Consider the following 16,427-nt stretch of genomic DNA (forward strand, 5'->3'; position numbering starts at 1 on the left):
TTGCCAGTCCTCATGCCGAGACGCCTAGGCGTTCGCGTTGATAACTACCGTCTTGCACGCGACGACACCATTCCAGATTCTTCAGGTACCACTCGACAGTTTTGCGAATGCCCGATTTGAAGGTTTCCTCTGGCGTCCAGCCCAAATCTCGCTGGATCTTGCTAGCATCGATGGCGTAACGCAGATCGTGGCCAGGGCGATCCTGAACATGTGTGATCAATGAGGCGTGCGGGCAATACGGTGAGTCGGGGCATAATTCATCGAGTAATTCGCAAAGGGTATGCACGACCTCGATGTTCTGCTTCTCGTTGTGACCACCGATATTGTAAGTCTCCCCCACTTTGCCCCCGGTCACCACTCTGTACAAGGCACGGGCGTGGTCCTCCACATAGAGCCAGTCGCGCACTTGATTACCTTTGCCGTAAACCGGTAGTGCCTTGCCCTCCAAGGCATTGAGGATCATCAGCGGGATGAGCTTTTCAGGAAAGTGATACGGCCCGTAGTTGTTCGAGCAGTTGGTAACCAACGTCGGTAGACCGTAGGTACGACGCCAAGCGCGCACCAAGTGGTCGGAACTGGCCTTGCTTGCCGAGTAGGGTGAACTCGGGGCATAAGGAGTGATTTCGGTGAACAGCTCTTCGGGGTCTTCCAGGTCACCGTACACCTCATCAGTTGAGATGTGGTGGAAGCGGAAAGCCGCCTTGCGCGCTTCATCCAGACCTTGCCAGTAATGGCGAGAGACATCCAGAAGCGTGTAGGTGCCGACGATGTTGGTTTCGATGAAAGCAGCCGGCCCGTCGATTGAACGATCGACATGGGACTCTGCAGCCAGATGCATTACCGCATCGGGTTGCTGCTCGCGAAACACACGCTCTAGCGCAGCACGGTCGCAAATATCTACTCTTTCAAAAACATAACGTTCGCTGTCGCTTACATCGACCAGCGATTCAAGATTTCCCGCATAGGTCAATTTGTCGAGGTTGACCACAGTGTCGTCGGTGTTACGAATAATGTGGCGGATGACCGCCGAACCGATGAAACCAGCACCACCCGTTACGATAATCTTCATTCTATTTAACCAGGCTCTGCACGATTTTCTCGACCACTTCAGCATCCATATATGGATGCATAGGCAGACTCATCACCTGTTCTGCCACTTCATCACCTATCGGCAAACTAGCAGCCCTATCAGCCACAGCCGGCTGTTTATTCAACGGAATCGGGTAATGCACAGCAGTGGGGATGCCGACCTTGTTCAGATGTTCCTGAACGACCTCCCGATCACGGACACGAATGGTGTACTGGGCGTAAGCACTTGTGTTGTGAGGTTCGATGTGGGGGATGGCAATGATGCCAGAAGCCCTGCTCGCAAGGCCATCAGCCCTGCCAGGTGCCAATAGCTCGTTGTAGCGAGCTGCAACCTGCTGGCGCAGAGCAATTTCGTCTTCGAAGATATCCAGCTTGGACAACAGAATGGCAGCCTGCAGGGTGTCCAAACGGCTATTCACTCCCACTCGGATATGGTGATAGCGGCGATCCTGGCCATGCCGAGCGATCTGGCGCAGCACTTTTGCCAACTCATCGTCATTGGTGAAAATCGCACCGCCGTCGCCATAACAACCCAAGGGCTTGCTAGGGAAGAAGCTGGTGCAAGCAATAGTGGTCAGGTTACAAGAACGCTTGCCCTTGTATGTGGCGCCAAAGCTCTGTGCAGCATCTTCGATTACCGGGATACCGTATTTGGCGGCAATAGCGTTGATAGAATCGAAGTCGGCGCACTGACCATAGAGAGATACCGGGATAATTGCCTTAGTCCGCGGAGTGATGGCTGCTTCCAATAACATCGGATCGAGGTTATATGTTCGGGGATCAATATCCACATAGACTGGCTTTGCGCCCAACAAGGCCACTGTCTCGGCGGTAGCTATATAAGTGAATCCAGGGGTAATGACCTCATCTCCGGGGCCAATCCCTAACGCCATCTGTGCGATCTGCAAAGCATCGGTGCCATTGGCGCAGGTAATGCAATGCTTGGAACCAGTAAAGGCCGCAAGCTTCTCCTCCAACTCCGCAACTTCCGGACCAAGGATGTACTGGCCATGAGCCAAGACCCGCTGGATACCAGCATCAATCTTGTCCTTGATACGGGCTTGTTGAGCCTTCAGGTCGATGAATTCAATCATTTTCACTGCGCATCCATTTTGTTCAGTCTATTGCCACTCAACACATAGCATGAGCCAGTGTGCGGACAAACAACCTGCCCTTCTCCGGAAATGGGTAGCTCCAGTTGCTCACCGAACTCGCTCATCCAGCCGATTTGGCGCGCCGGAACTCCGACCATCAATGCATAAGCAGGTACATCCTTGTTAACCACCGCCCCTGCCCCGACAAAAGCAAATGCGCCAATGGTTACGCCACAGACGATGGTGCAGTTGGCGCCAAGTGTTGCGCCTTGCTGCACCAAGGTATCGCGGTATTGGTTCTTGCGCTCAATCAGTGATCGTGGGTTGTAGACGTTAGTGAATACCATGCTCGGTCCGCAAAACACTCCTTCTTCAAGGGTCACGTTGTCGTAGACCGAAACGTTATTCTGTACTTTGCAGTGGTCACCAATTACCACTTTATTGCCAACGAATACGTTCTGACCCAGTGACACGCTCTTGCCAATGCGCGCACCGCCGCAGACATGCACGAAGTGCCAAATCCGCGAACCATCGCCGATCTGGGCGCCCTCATCGATAATGGCGGATGGATGTACCTGATAGCCCATGGACGCCTCAGTAACTCAGGTTCTTGAGAAATGGATGGCCTTCATCGTTCTGAGCACCAATGACAGCGTTGGAGCGGATCGTGTTGACAGTTTCCACACAATGCCGAGCGTCATCGATGCCATAGCCACGGCCCGCGAGTATTTCCTGATAACTGGTGGTATGCAGGTCCGTAAAGCCTTCAGAGAATTCCATTTCCTCACCGTTAACGGTGATGGAACGGTAAGTAGGTTTCTTGCCTTTTACCGAATCAGGCAAGTCATTCGCATCAATCGATAGGAACCAGCGGACCCGAGCCTTCTCATACTCTAGGTAACCGGCGGCTTTGTTCTCAGCGGAAAAATGCACCACGTTACGCTGCAGCTTGCCGAAGATGAAATGCAGCATGTCGTAAAAATGCACACCAATATTGGTTGCAACGCCGAAGGATTTACGCGGATCGCCTTTCCAGCTCTCCATATACCACTTTCCGCGACTGGTGACGTAGGTCAGCTCAACGTCGTACTTATGGCTAGCGTTTTCACGGGCAACCTTACTTTTCAGGTCGAGAATCGCCTGATGATGGCGCAACTGTAGAATATTGTAGACGCGCTTACCGGTTTCTCGTTCGATCAGCGTCAGCTCATCCAAGACTTCCGGCGTTGGCACTAATGGTTTTTCGCAAATCACATCACATCCCAAGCGCAGACCTGCGGCAATGTGGGCATGGTGTAGGTAATTCGGCGTACAGATAGATGCATAATCGAGTGCGGTTGCCGGGTCACGCTTGATACGGTGAGCGTGCTCAAGAAAACGCTCAAACTCGGTGAAGAACTCGCTTTGGGGAGAGATGCTGTCGATGATACCGACTGAGTCGTTAATGTCGTAGGCAGAAACCAGCACATTGCCGGTGTCCTTGATAGCCCGCATGTGACGGGGGGCGATGTAACCGGCTGCGCCGATCAGGGCGAAATTCTTCATGGATATTCCTTATGAAACAGTCGCCCTACTAAGCACTAGAGCCTCGCAGGGCAGGAACTGCATGGCGACCAATCAGGCCTTGATGATGTGCTCGGCCGGACTACGGTATTTACCACGGCTGTCAACGATCAGGCGGGCATGCTGCTTGATCAGCTCATAGTCGAACTTGTCGTGATCAGTGGCTAGCACCACCGCATCAAAGCTGGCCAGGTTTTCTACCGTCAATGCCTCGCTGCTCAGCTCGAAATGGTGTTCGCGCATTTTCGGGAAGACCGGCACATGGGGGTCACTGTAGGCGACAAGCCCTCCCTTAGCTTCGATCAGTTCCATGATCTCCACAGAGGGAGATTCGCGCATATCATCCACATTCTTTTTGTAGGCGATGCCCAGCACTAAGACTCGGCTCCCCTTGAGCGCCTTGCCACTGTCATTAAGCCCGTCCATCAACTTGCTCAGGACATACTCCGGCATCGCCTGATTGACCTCACCGGACAGTTCAATGAAACGGGTGTGCAGACCATATTCACGAGCCTTCCAGGTCAGATAGAAGGGATCGATGGGAATGCAATGCCCCCCTAGGCCCGGCCCCGGGTAGTAGGCGGTGAAACCGAACGGCTTGGTTGCTGCTGCATCCACCACCTCGAAAATATCAATGCCCATCCGGTCAGCAACGACCTTCATCTCATTGACCAGACCAATATTGACTGCACGATGAATATTCTCCAGCAGCTTGGTCATTTCTGCTGCTTTCGTCGAGCTTACCGGCACCACCTGATCAATCGCCTGCTCGTACAACGCAATACCAACTTCCAGGCACGCTGGTGTATGACCACCAATAACTTTGGGAATAGTACGCGTTTCAAAATTTGGATTGCCCGGATCTTCCCGCTCAGGCGAATAGACGAGGAAGATACTTTCCCCTACCACCAGGCCACCCTCTTGCACACGCGGTAAGAGTTCCTCTTCCGTAGTACCCGGGTAAGTGGTGCTCTCCAGTGAAACAACTTGACCTGCGCGCAAATATGGCTTGAGTGCCTCGGTCGTGTTGATTACAAAGCTCATGTCCGGCTCGCGGTACTTGTTCAGCGGAGTCGGAACACAAAGAATCAAAGCATCACATTCAGCGACACGACTGAAATCGCTAGTAGCAGCGAATCCACTAGCACGTGCAGCCAGGATTTTCTCAGCAGGAATATGCTCGATATAGCTTTCGCCAGCGTTGAGCTTCGTGACTTTAGCCTCGTCAATGTCGATACCAAGAACATTAAAACCAATCGCGTTGTAACGCAGCATCAGCGGCAAACCAACATAGCCTAAGCCGACAATACCAATCACTGCTTCCTTGGTCTTATAACGCTCAATCGCTGCTTTATACATAAACCAACCATAGCTCATTGAATATAAATGATAGGTACTACTAGCCCGCGGAAAAACCGAAAGCGAGTTATAAAGGAAATCATTTCTCGGCAATAAGAGCCGTACCTTCTACCACTGTTAGTTCGGCCTCACACCCCGCTTAGATAGCATGGATCGAATCAACGCGACAAAAACACCAAGCATCCCGCCCAGCACCAACCCCAGCGCCAGAATCAGCACCTTCTTCGGCTTGATCGGTGTCTGCGGCACTTCGGCACTGCTGTCCAGGGTATATACCGAAACGTTGTCAGGGTTGACGTCTACACGCTTGAGAAACTCCAACTGACTCTCCAGCCCGCGCAACTCGGGGATAAAGGGGTCATCATTCTTGCGCTGCTCCAGCACGGTCAACTCGGCACGTATGGCCTTGGCACCACGCATATACATCAAGTTACCATCCATGAACTCGGCCAGATCGCCGTCAGATGAGGTCTTGCCGGTCGTGACCTGGGGAGCATCGATGCCGACAGCCTCTGCAACCTGCTGGGCCTCACGCAAACGAGTAATGCGGTCCTCCCGGCGCTTCTGCGCACTGGTACGTAGCACCTCGATCTGCCGTTCGATGGACTGCGCCTTGGTGCCGATCTCGGCCAACAGGTTGGCCTTCATTTCGACCTCGGTTTTTTCCACCACCATACTTACGTAGCGATTGGCCCAGTCAGCGGCAGTTTGCGGATCCTCATGCTGCACCGTGATGGTGAAATAGTCCGGGTTGTTTTTGGTATCCGGAGCTCGCACCGCTAGCAGATTGCTGAATCTGACCCAAAGCCGATCCTGAGCTCCGCCGGCTTCCGCTTCGCTCAAACTGGGTAAATAGGCACCCAGAAAAAGTTCGCGCTTGACCCCATCGGAAAGCAGGTTGCGCTTGAACACCGCATAAACGTCCCCAACCTTGAACTCAGCCAGCTTGGCTTCGCTACGCCCCAGATTGTAGCCGGCGATATCACTCAGACGTGGCGACAACACCCCCGATCTGGCCTCATAGGTCGGTGTACTGAGAAAGGCAAAGGCCGCAGCGCCAGCCACTGCAACTGCCGTGAAAGCGGCAATCAGCCATTTCTGCGCCCAGAGGCCTTGGAACAACTCAATCAGATCGATTTCATCTTGCTCATTGCTTGGGTTAGCCGGGGAATTGGGGTTCAACTTGGGCTCCACTTCTTCTTGACATTGGCTCAGGCCACGGCGGCAACCTCTCTTGGTTTGCAACCGACCGGGCTCTAGATAATCAGGGTTAACGAGCGAGGCACTCTGCGATGCCGCTGCGCCCCGTAACGAGCGGGGACTCTAGGGTATTACAACCTCCACGGCGCGACTTCTCTGGCTGTAACCCCGTCGCAATGCATCTGCCAGCACCTGCTTGACCGCCGGATCGCCATGCACGATCCGAATCTCTGACGGCCAATGGCGCATCCGAGTAACGAATCCGAGCAATCCATTCTGGTCGGCATGGGCCGAATAGCCGCCTATGGTATGAATTTGCGCCCGAATGTCATAGGGCTGTCCGTCCATTACCACGAATCCACCTCGCGATCCGAAGCGCTGGATCTGCCTCCCGACCGTACCGTCGGCCTGGTAGCCGACAAACAGAACGTTGTGCCTGGCATCGCCGAGCATGGCCTTGAGGTAGTTGACGATGCGACCGCTGGAGCACATGCCGTTACCGGCGATGACGATGGCCGGCTGCGCCGTTTGCACCAGGCGCTTGACCATGGCCAGGTGAGCCTGATGACTGTCCACCGTCAGCAGGTTGTCGAAGGCCAGCGGTTTACGCCCACTTCTGACTCGTGCCAGCGCTTCGGCATCCCAAAAGGGTTCAAGTTCCCGGTAGACGCGGGTGAAACGGCTCGCCAGGGGCGAGTCGAGAATGATGGGTAGATTGTGCCAGTCGATGCCATTTACAGGCGCCCGCTTGCTGGACGCCCTGCGATGCAGGATCTCTTCCAGTTCGTAGAGCAGCTCCTGGGTACGGCCGATGCTGAAGGCCGGAATCAGCACCGTGCCCCGGTCGGCCAGGGCTTGCTCGAGCACCTGTTCGAGGCGTTTGCGGCGATTGCGGCGGTCTTCGTGCAGACGATCGCCATAGGTACTTTCGATGACCAGGATATCGGCACGCTGGGGCGCCTTCGGCGCCGGCAGTATCGGTGCGTGGGGCGCACCCAGGTCGCCGGAGAACACCACGCGATTGCGCTCGCCCGTCAGGGGGTAGTGCAGGTCTACTTCGACATAGGCCGAGCCGAGGATGTGGCCGGCGCGCTGCAGGCGAATCCGCGCCGTCAGCTGCGCGCTATCGACCAGGTTGAACCAGGTTTTGTAAGGCAAGGCGACGATGCGTTGCTCGATCAGCTTGAGGTAACGCTCCACCTTGGCCTGATCGCGGCTGAAGCCGAGCTTGAAGGCATCCTCCAGCACGATGGGCAGGAGTTTCGCCGAAGGTTCGCTGCAGAGGATGGGGCCCTTGAATCCTGCGGCCAGCAGGTAGGGAATACGCCCGACGTGATCGATATGCACATGAGTGGCGATCAGCGCCCTGATACCCGCCAGGGAGAAATCGATATCGAGACGACCGGCCCCGGCCCGACCTTCGGGCGAGGTCTCAGCCCCCTGAAACAAGCCACAATCGACCAGAAGCGCGTGCTCGGCATCCATCTGCAACTGATGGCAGGAGCCCGTCACGCCGGAAACGGCGCCGTGATGCACTATGTTGGGATGTTCCATGGCGTTGGTTCGTGTTAGTCCGTTAACAATCTGAGATGGCCGCGGTAGATACGTGCAGTCGCGGCAGCATGCCTATTGGCCGAGGATGCCGAACTGATCACGCCCCAAGGGGCGCATGACAATTAACAGCGACGCCCCGAACTGCATGGTGTTGCCTGAATGTCGATCCGGTGACCGAAACACCTTCATGGCCAACACCGACCGCTTGCCCCAAGCTGGCGCCCCATATTACCCGCTCGGACTGTTTTTTACATATCGACAAATTGCCACAACAAAGCGATTAGGGAAGTTCTTAGAAAACCCTCTATCGTCACTCCCGCGAAAGCGGAAGCCCAAGGACTATGCACGTTCTGGATTCCCGCCTGCGCGGGAATGACGGATATTTCAGAGTTTCCTTAGACGAACCTGAAAATTGCCTTCAGGCACGATAAACCCCTCCGAGCTCCAACCAGGCATGCTCGATCAAAAAGCTCCGGCGACCTGGCCATACTGGCGTTGCGACTGCGCTCCACTCATCAGGTTGCGCAGCAAGGCCATGAACAGCCCAAGCATGCCACCAAGAACCAGGCCGAGCGCCAGAGTCAGCGCCTTTTTGGGTTTGATCGGCTTCAGCGGGTCGATTGCCACTTGATCCACGGTCACCAACTTGAGGTTTGTGACATCGACGGAAAGGTTACGCAGGGTCGCGGCCTCCTCACGCCAGGCGGCCAGATTCTTGAGGAAGAGATCTTCATTCTCTCGCTTCTGGAGAATCTCGACCTGGCGATTCTGCGCCAGCAAGTGCAGCTCTGCGGCAATCTGCGCGATGCGAGGCTCGGTAAAGTCGTCCGAGCGGCGCTGCAGCAGGGTGTCACGCTCGGCCTCCAGCGCCTCGCTACCCATGAAATAGAGCGGAATCTGCTGGTTGTTGACCTCGGTGCGAATCACGCTGCCTTGTGCACCACGCTCCCCCTCGCCCAAGGCAGAAGGCGTAGTCGGCTTGCGAATACCAAGCGATCTGGCGATTCGAATAGCCTCGTCCAGCTGAGCAACACGGTTGTCACGACGGGTTTTAAGCTGCTGGCGCAACGCCTTGAGTTCATCCAGCAATTCGGCGCGCTTCAGGTTGTCAGCCTCAAGCAGCTTGGCGATCCGGGCCTCCTTGTCCGCGTCGTAACTAGCCCGCGCAGCGGCAATTCTGCGCTCCAGATGGTCGAGACGGTTCTGTATGACGACACTGAGATCGGCCTCGATGCGTTCACGCTCCGACTCCAGGGAGTACTCGACTAGACCATTGAGCAAAGCAACGCCATCAACCCCGCTCGGGTAAGTGAGCTGGATGCCCACGAATGAACTGAGGTTATCGGCCTTCTTAGGATCGGGCTGGAGCATCTTGAATGCATCGCGGTTGAAGCTCTCGAAAGTCTGCTCCAGCGTACGATTGGGCTCGCGCAGCTCCTCGAATAGCCCCTGGTTGGCACGGAAGAACTCCAGCCGCCGCTCATACGAATCCAGCGCTACCCCTACACGCTGCATCGCCTGATCTGGACTCAGCTTGTACACACCTGTACGGTTCAAAGCGTCCAAGTCTTTTATTTGCGCAGGGCGCAGTACACTTTGTATTTGATATTCCGGCGTCGCCAGAAAGGCGTATGCGGCGGCCAGCAGGCCACTCAACAGAGTCACCAGCATGATCAACGTTTTTTGTTGCCAGATTGAGCGGAACAATTCCGCCAGATCGATTTCGTCACTCGCTGACTGGGAAACCACAGGGGCAATTGCGTTCACTAAGAGCATCCATCTGCTGTGAGACAAGCGGCGACGAGACAACATCCTTGTTATTTTTGTTGTTGCCCCACAACAGCCGACACCGCCTCCCCATAGAGAGGAAAGACACGCGCCGCCTCATTGCCGCATCAAATTTCGAGGCATTGTGCCATCACAGCAGATGAATACAAGTCTTGACAAAATGTGAGCCAGTCGACGATTTGTGCTGACTTATCGGTCAACCTCGACTTACTCATCTTCGTTAACCCGATCACGCAGCTCTTTGCCTGGCTTGAAATGCGGCACGAACTTGCCGTCCAGGCGCACCGACTGGCCGGTTTTCGGGTTGCGACCCACGCGCGGGGCGCGGTAGTGGAGAGAGAAACTGCCGAAGCCGCGAATTTCGATGCGGTCGCCAGTGGCCAATGCCTGGGACATTTGTTCCAGCATGGTCTTGATGGCCAGCTCGACATCCTTGGAGGACAGCTGACCTTGGTGGGTGACAATTCTTTCGATCAACTCCGACTTGGTCATGGTTTTCCCTTCTTTTTCAAGCGGCTAGATCACTCGATAGAGTGGTTTTAGCATGCTGATCAGCATTTGAACAGCCTAAAAAACAAGGTGTTAGCGCAATCTGGGGAGTGATCGCCTTATATCGCCGAGCGCATGCGCGCAAGCCCTTGCTCGGCAACGCCGCGCGGGCCATGGCGGCATCGGGCATCTACCACACCTTTTTACGCATGCCGGCGAAAAACGCTTCCGCCCTACCCCACAGCCATGGCGCTTCACGCGCGAGGCTTGCGGGTAAATCCATCTCGACAGTGGCGAGATTCAGGAAGGCGAGAAACAAAAAGGGCGACCCGAGGGTCGCCCTTTTCTTGATGGAGTTACCCGAACTTAGTTCTGGTTTTCCATCTGAGCACGGATCAGATCACCGATGGTGGTCGGGCCGGTGCTTTCAACGTCTTGCTTGTTACGCAGTTCCTTCATCGCGTCCTTCTCGTCCTCGACGTCTTTCGACTTGATGGACAGGCTGATAACGCGGGACTTGCGGTCGACGCTGATGATCTTGGCTTCGACTTCGTCGCCTTCTTTCAGGACGTTGCGCGCGTCTTCAACGCGGTCACGGCTGATTTCGGAGGCTTTCAGGGTAGCTTCGATCTCGTTGCCCAGGTCGATGATGGCGCCCTTGGCATCCACTTCCTTCACGACGCCGCGGACGATGGTGCCCTTGTCGTTGATCGAGACGTAGTTGCTGAACGGATCGTCTTCCAGCTGCTTGATACCCAGGGAGATGCGCTCGCGCTCCGGGTCAACCGATAGGATGACGGTTTCCAGCTCGTCGCCCTTCTTGAAGCGACGCACGGCTTCTTCGCCGGCTTCGTTCCAGGAGATGTCGGACAGGTGAACCAGGCCGTCGATGCCGCCGTCCAGACCAATGAAGATACCGAAATCGGTGATCGACTTGATGGTGCCGGAGATCTTGTCACCCTTGTTGAACTGACCGGAGAAGTCTTCCCACGGGTTGGTCTTGCACTGCTTGATACCCAGGGAGATACGACGACGCTCTTCGTCGATGTCCAGAACCATGACTTCCACTTCGTCGCCGACGTTAACGACTTTCGACGGGTGGATGTTCTTGTTGGTCCAGTCCATTTCGGACACGTGTACCAGGCCTTCCACGCCTTCTTCCAGCTCGGCGAAGCAGCCGTAGTCGGTGAGGTTGGTGACGCGGGCCATGACGCGGGTGTTTTCCGGGTAACGGGCCTTGATGGCAACCCACGGATCTTCGCCCAGCTGCTTCAGACCCAGGGAGACACGGTTGCGCTCGCGGTCGTACTTCAGGACTTTGACGTCGATCTCGTCGCCAACGTTGACGATCTCGGACGGGTGCTTGATGCGCTTCCAGGCCATGTCGGTGATGTGCAGCAGGCCGTCTACGCCGCCCAGGTCCACGAAGGCGCCGTAGTCGGTGAGGTTCTTGACGATACCTTTGACCTGCTGACCTTCCTGCAGGGATTCCAGCAGGGCTTCGCGCTCGGCGCTGTTCTCGGCTTCCAGCACGCTGCGGCGGGAAACGACAACGTTGTTGCGCTTCTGGTCCAGCTTGATGACCTTGAACTCGAGCTCTTTGCCTTCCAGGTGAGTGGTATCACGCACCGGACGGACATCGACCAGGGAACCCGGCAGGAACGCGCGGATGCCGTTGACGTCAACGGTGAAGCCGCCTTTGACCTTACCGTTGATAACGCCCTTGACCACTTCTTCAGCGTTGAACGCAGCTTCCAGAACCAGCCAGGACTCAGCGCGCTTGGCTTTCTCGCGGGACAGCTTGGTTTCACCGAAGCCATCTTCAACCGCGTCCAGCGCAACGTGGACTTCGTCACCGACCTTGATGGTCAGCTCGCCTTGTTCGTTGAAGAACTGGTCGAGCGGGATGACGCCCTCGGACTTCAGACCGGCATGGACGGTAACCCAGTCACCGTCGATGTCGACGACGATGCCGGTGATGATGGCGCCCGGCTGCATGTCGAGGGATTTCAGGCTTTCTTCAAAAAGTTCTGCAAAGCTTTCGCTCATGTTGATTCCTGTTGTCAAGGGCGGGGATTCGCCCAAACCACACTCCAGACAATGTGGGTTCGTTCATGTAAAAAGAGGCCTGCGGGACTAGGACTGGTCTCCCGCATGCCTCCTTGCGAGCCGGTCAGCTTAGGCAGCTGTGGCTCTTACCCGGCGAGATCGCGATCGGCGACCTCGCGCAGAATGCGCTCTAACACTTGCTCGATGGACAGCTCGGTGGAATCCAGCAGGATTGCGTCGGCAGCCGGCTTGAGCGGTGCCACCGCGCGCTGGGTATCGCGCTCGTCGCGCGCCCGAATCTCGTCGAGAAGACTCGCGAGATTAACATCATCGCCCTTGGCCTTCAACTGCAAGTAGCGGCGACGCGCACGCTCCTCGGCGCTGGCGGTGAGGAAGACCTTCAACGGCGCATCGGGAAATACCACGGTGCCCATGTCGCGGCCATCAGCCACCAGCCCCGGCGCCTCCTGGAAGGCGCGCTGGCGCTGCAGCAGCGCCTCGCGCACCGCCGGCAGCGAGGCGACCATGGACGCGCCGGCGCCGATCTGTTCGTTGCGGATGGCGTCGGTCACTTCCTCGCCTTCGAGTACGATGCGTTTGCCGGTGAACTGCACGTCGAGGTGGGCGGCCAGTTGCTTGAGCGCCTCCTCGTTGGTCAGGTCGATGCCGTGGTTGCCGGCGGCGAAGGCCAGCAGGCGGTACAGCGCACCGGAGTCGAGCAGGTTCCAACCCAGCTGCTTGGCCAGCAGGGCACAAAGCGTGCCCTTGCCGGAACCGCTCGGCCCGTCGACTGTGATCACCGGGGCGTTCATGCCTTGCCCTCTTCGGCCACCTGGATGCCGACTTCGGCCGCCAGGGCGAGGAAGTTGGGGAAGGAGGTGGCGACGTTGGCACAGTCGTGAATGCGGATCGGCGCGCTGGCACGCAGCGAGGCGACGCTGAAGGACATGGCGATACGGTGGTCGCCGTGCGCCCAGACTTCGCCGCCGCCGATGGCGCCACCTTCGATGACGATGCCGTCCGGAGTCGGCTCGGCCTTCACGCCCAGGGCGACCAGACCGTCAGCCATGACCTGGATACGGTCGGACTCCTTGACCCGCAGCTCCTCGGCGCCGCGCAGCACGGTACGGCCGGAGGCAGCGGCGGCAGCGATGAACAGCACCGGGAATTCGTCGATGGCCAGCGGCACCAGGTCTTCGGGAATATCGATGCCCTTGAGCTTGGCCGAGCGCACGCGGATATCGGCCACCGGCTCGCCGCCCACCTCGCGCTGGTTTTCCAGGCTGATATCGCCGCCCATCAGCTTGAGGATGTCGATCACCCCGGTGCGGGTCGGGTTGATGCCGACGTGCTCCAGCACCAGTTCGGAACCTTCGGCAATGCTCGCCGCCACCAGGAAGAAGGCCGCCGAGGAAATATCGGCCGGCACTTCGATACGGGTGGCGCTGAGCTTGTGCCCGGACTCGACGGTGGCGGTGCTGCCCTCCACGCTGACCGGGTAGCCGAAGCCGCGCAGCATGCGCTCGGTGTGGTCGCGGGTCGGCGCCGGCTCGGTCACCGAGGTCTTGCCGGCGGCGTACAGGCCGGCCAGCAGCAGGCAGGATTTGACCTGGGCGCTGGCCATCGGCATCTCGTAGTCCATGCCGGTCAGGCGCTGGCCGCCCTTGATGGTCAGCGGCGGACGCCCTTCCGGGCCGGTCTCGATCACCGCGCCCATTTCACGCAGCGGCTTGGCCACGCGGTTCATCGGACGCTTGGACAGCGAGGCGTCGCCGGTCAGGGTGGTGTCGAACGGCTGGGCGGCGAGCAGGCCGGAGAGCAGGCGCATGGAGGTGCCGGAGTTACCCATGTACAGCGGGCCGGCCGGCGCCTTCAGGCCATTGAGGCCGACACCATGAATGGTCACCCGACCGTGGTGCGGGCCTTCGATCACCACGCCCATGTCACGGAAGGCCTGCAGGGTGGCCAGGGCGTCTTCGCCTTCGAGGAAGCCCTCGACCTCGGTGGTGCCTTCGGCCAGCGAGCCGAGCATGATCGAGCGGTGCGAGATGGACTTGTCGCCGGGCACGCGAATGCGTCCGGACAGGCTGCTACCGGGTTTTGCCAGGAAAATCAGATCGGTCGAGTGCATAGCGTCCACATAGGCCCTGCGGGCCAGAATTTTGCTGAAATGTTCGCGGGCCACGCGGGCGCGGGTGAACACGCCCAGCAGTTGATGCCCATCCCCGGCGTCGACCGCGTCGCGCAGGGCGTCGAGGTCGTCGCGAAAGGTGTCCAGGGTGCGCAGCACGGCCTCGCGGTTGGCGAGGAAGATATCGTGCCACATCACCGGATCGCTGCCGGCGATCCGCGTGAAGTCGCGAAAGCCGCCGGCGGCGTAACGGAAAATCTCCAGGTTCTCGCTGCGCTTGGCCAGCGAGTCGACCAAGGTGAAGGCCAACAGGTGCGGCAGGTGGCTGGTGGCGGCGAGCACCTGATCGTGGTGCTCCACCTCCATCGACTCGACATCCGCACCCAGCTCGCGCCACAGGCCTTCCACCAGCGCCAGGGCCGCCTCGTCGCTGTGCTCGCACGGCGTCAGGATGACCTTGTGGCGGCGGAACAGCGTCGCCTTGGCCGCCTCCACCCCGCTCTGCTCGGAGCCGGCGATGGGATGGCCCGGCACCAGCCGCACCTTCTTGCCGGCGAAGGCCAGGCGCGCGGCGCGCAGCACATTGCCCTTGGCGCTGCCGACATCGGTCAGCACCGCATCGCCAAGATCGAGCTTGGCCAGCTCGGCCAGCAGCTTCTCCATGGCCAGAATAGGCACCGCCAGCTGGATCACATCGGCCCCCTGACAGGCGGCGGCCAGATCGGTCTCGCAGCGATCGACCACGCCCAACTGCACCGCCAGGCGCCGCGACTCGGCATCCAGATCGACGCCCACCACCTCGCGGCACAGGCCGCGCTCGCGCAGGCCCTTGGCGAAGGAGCCGCCAATCAGGCCGAGGCCGACCACCACCAGGCGGCCGATCTTAGGGGCGCTCGATTGCACTGCGGTGACAGTCACGCCGACAACACCTTGGCCAGGGCCTCGAGGAAGCGCGCGTTCTCCTGCGGCAGGCCGATGGATACGCGCAGGAAATGGGGCATGCGGTAGCCGGCCATCGGCCGCACTATCACGCCCTCGCGCAGCAGCGCCTGGTTGATCGCCGCGGTGTCGCGACCGAAGTCGACGGCAATAAAGTTGCCCTTCGAGGCAATCCAGCTCAGACCCAGCGCGCGCAGGCCGTCCTGCAACTGCTGCATGCCGGCATCGTTGAGGCGACGGCTCTCGGCCAGGTACTCGGCATCGGCGAGCGCCGCGCAGGCGGCGGCCAGGGCCAGGCTGTTGACGTTGAACGGCTGGCGCACGCGGTTGAGCACATCGGCGATGGCCGGCGAGCTGATCGCATAGCCCACGCGCAACGCCGCCAGGCCATAGGCCTTGGAGAAGGTGCGCGAAACCAGCAAGTTCGGGTAGCGGGCCAGGTAATCGAGGCCATCCGGCAGCTCATCGCCTTCGGCGTATTCGATATAGGCCTCGTCCAGCACCACCAGCACCGACTCCGGCACCTTGGCCAGGAAAGCGTCTAGCGCCGCCGGGCCGAACCAGGTGCCGGTCGGGTTGTTGGGGTTGGCGATGAACACCACGCGGGTATTGGCGTCGATGGCCGCCAGCATGGCGTCCAGGTCGTGGCCGTAGTCCCTGGCCGGCACCACCTTGCCCTGCGCGCCGACCGCCTGGGTGGCGATGGGGTAGACGGCGAAGGCGTAGTCGCTGAACACGGCGTTAAGCCCCGGCGCCAGGTAGGCGCGGGCGACCAGTTCGAGAATGTCGTTGGAGCCGTTGCCCAGGGTGACCTGCGCCGCGCCCACGCCGTAGCGGGCGGCCAGCGCGGTCTTGAGGGTGAAGCCATTGCCATCCGGATAACGGGTCAGCTCGTCCAGTTCGGCACGGATCGCCGCCAGCACCTTGGCGCTGGGGCCGAGTGGGTTCTCGTTGCTGGCCAGCTTGACGATACCGGCCGGATCCAGACCCAGCTCGCGGGCCAGCTCGTCGACCGGCTTGCCCGGCACATAGGGGGACAGCTTCTGCACGCCTGGCTGGGCCAGGGCTAGGAAATCGCAACTCATCACAAACCTCATTGTCTCGACCGAGCGCCACAGGCCTCGCAGGAGCGACTTCAGTCGCCAATATCGCGGCTCAAGCCGCTCCTACGA

Annotated in this window: 13 protein-coding genes; all 13 read right to left on the reverse strand. The window is 58.7% G+C overall.

Annotation, left to right across the window (positions count from 1 at the left end; translation table 11 throughout):
• Positions 1-10: 10 nt before the first annotated feature.
• The 13 genes from rfbB to hisC all read right to left on the reverse strand — a co-directional run bounded on the left by rfbB (position 11) and on the right by hisC (position 16,340).
• Complete coding sequence (gene rfbB, locus AC1G9C_RS14400) at positions 11-1,069, reverse strand: dTDP-glucose 4,6-dehydratase (RefSeq protein WP_480407936.1); 1,059 nt, start codon at positions 1,067-1,069, stop codon at positions 11-13.
• 1 nt (position 1,070) lies between these two features.
• Positions 1,071-2,183 carry a DegT/DnrJ/EryC1/StrS family aminotransferase gene (locus tag AC1G9C_RS14405; RefSeq protein ID WP_480407937.1) on the reverse strand — a complete coding sequence of 371 codons (1,113 nt, stop codon included), beginning with the start codon at positions 2,181-2,183 and terminating at the stop codon, positions 1,071-1,073.
• Positions 2,184-2,185: 2 nt separating this feature from the next.
• Entirely contained in the window at positions 2,186-2,770 is a 585-nt protein-coding gene (locus AC1G9C_RS14410) for an acyltransferase (protein ID WP_480407938.1), read from the reverse strand.
• 7 nt (positions 2,771-2,777) lie between these two features.
• Positions 2,778-3,728, reverse strand: a complete 951-nt coding sequence (gene wbpB, locus AC1G9C_RS14415; protein ID WP_480407939.1) for a UDP-N-acetyl-2-amino-2-deoxy-D-glucuronate oxidase — start codon at positions 3,726-3,728, stop codon at positions 2,778-2,780.
• A gap of 72 nt (positions 3,729-3,800) precedes the next feature.
• A complete protein-coding gene (wbpA, locus tag AC1G9C_RS14420; RefSeq protein ID WP_480407940.1) occupies positions 3,801-5,105 on the reverse strand; it encodes a UDP-N-acetyl-D-glucosamine 6-dehydrogenase in 1,305 nt (434 codons plus the stop codon).
• Between the two features lie 117 nt (positions 5,106-5,222).
• The gene (locus AC1G9C_RS14425; RefSeq protein WP_480407941.1) at positions 5,223-6,287 is read right to left on the reverse strand and encodes an LPS O-antigen chain length determinant protein WzzB; all 1,065 of its coding nucleotides are present in this window, start codon (positions 6,285-6,287) and stop codon (positions 5,223-5,225) included.
• 141 nt (positions 6,288-6,428) lie between these two features.
• A complete protein-coding gene (locus AC1G9C_RS14430; RefSeq protein ID WP_480407942.1) occupies positions 6,429-7,859 on the reverse strand; it encodes an MBL fold metallo-hydrolase RNA specificity domain-containing protein in 1,431 nt (476 codons plus the stop codon).
• A 462-nt stretch (positions 7,860-8,321) separates the two neighbouring features.
• Positions 8,322-9,626, reverse strand: a complete 1,305-nt coding sequence (locus AC1G9C_RS14435) for a Wzz/FepE/Etk N-terminal domain-containing protein (RefSeq protein WP_480407943.1) — start codon at positions 9,624-9,626, stop codon at positions 8,322-8,324.
• A 228-nt stretch (positions 9,627-9,854) separates the two neighbouring features.
• Positions 9,855-10,139 carry an integration host factor subunit beta gene (gene ihfB, locus AC1G9C_RS14440; RefSeq protein WP_003243558.1) on the reverse strand — a complete coding sequence of 95 codons (285 nt, stop codon included), beginning with the start codon at positions 10,137-10,139 and terminating at the stop codon, positions 9,855-9,857.
• Between the two features lie 363 nt (positions 10,140-10,502).
• Entirely contained in the window at positions 10,503-12,185 is a 1,683-nt protein-coding gene (gene rpsA / locus AC1G9C_RS14445) for a 30S ribosomal protein S1 (protein WP_021445094.1), read from the reverse strand.
• Positions 12,186-12,331: 146 nt separating this feature from the next.
• On the reverse strand, positions 12,332-12,997 hold the full coding sequence (gene cmk / locus AC1G9C_RS14450) for a (d)CMP kinase (protein ID WP_021445093.1): 666 nt from the start codon (positions 12,995-12,997) through the stop codon (positions 12,332-12,334).
• A complete protein-coding gene (locus AC1G9C_RS14455; RefSeq protein WP_480407944.1) occupies positions 12,994-15,234 on the reverse strand; it encodes a bifunctional prephenate dehydrogenase/3-phosphoshikimate 1-carboxyvinyltransferase in 2,241 nt (746 codons plus the stop codon). The genes cmk and AC1G9C_RS14455 overlap by 4 nt, the downstream gene beginning before the upstream one ends.
• Positions 15,231-16,340: a histidinol-phosphate transaminase gene (gene hisC / locus AC1G9C_RS14460; protein ID WP_480407945.1), complete on the reverse strand. Its 1,110-nt coding sequence runs from the start codon at positions 16,338-16,340 to the stop codon at positions 15,231-15,233. The genes AC1G9C_RS14455 and hisC overlap by 4 nt, the downstream gene beginning before the upstream one ends.
• Positions 16,341-16,427 lie beyond the last annotated feature (87 nt).

This window comes from Pseudomonas sp. ABa2, from assembly GCF_056676075.1.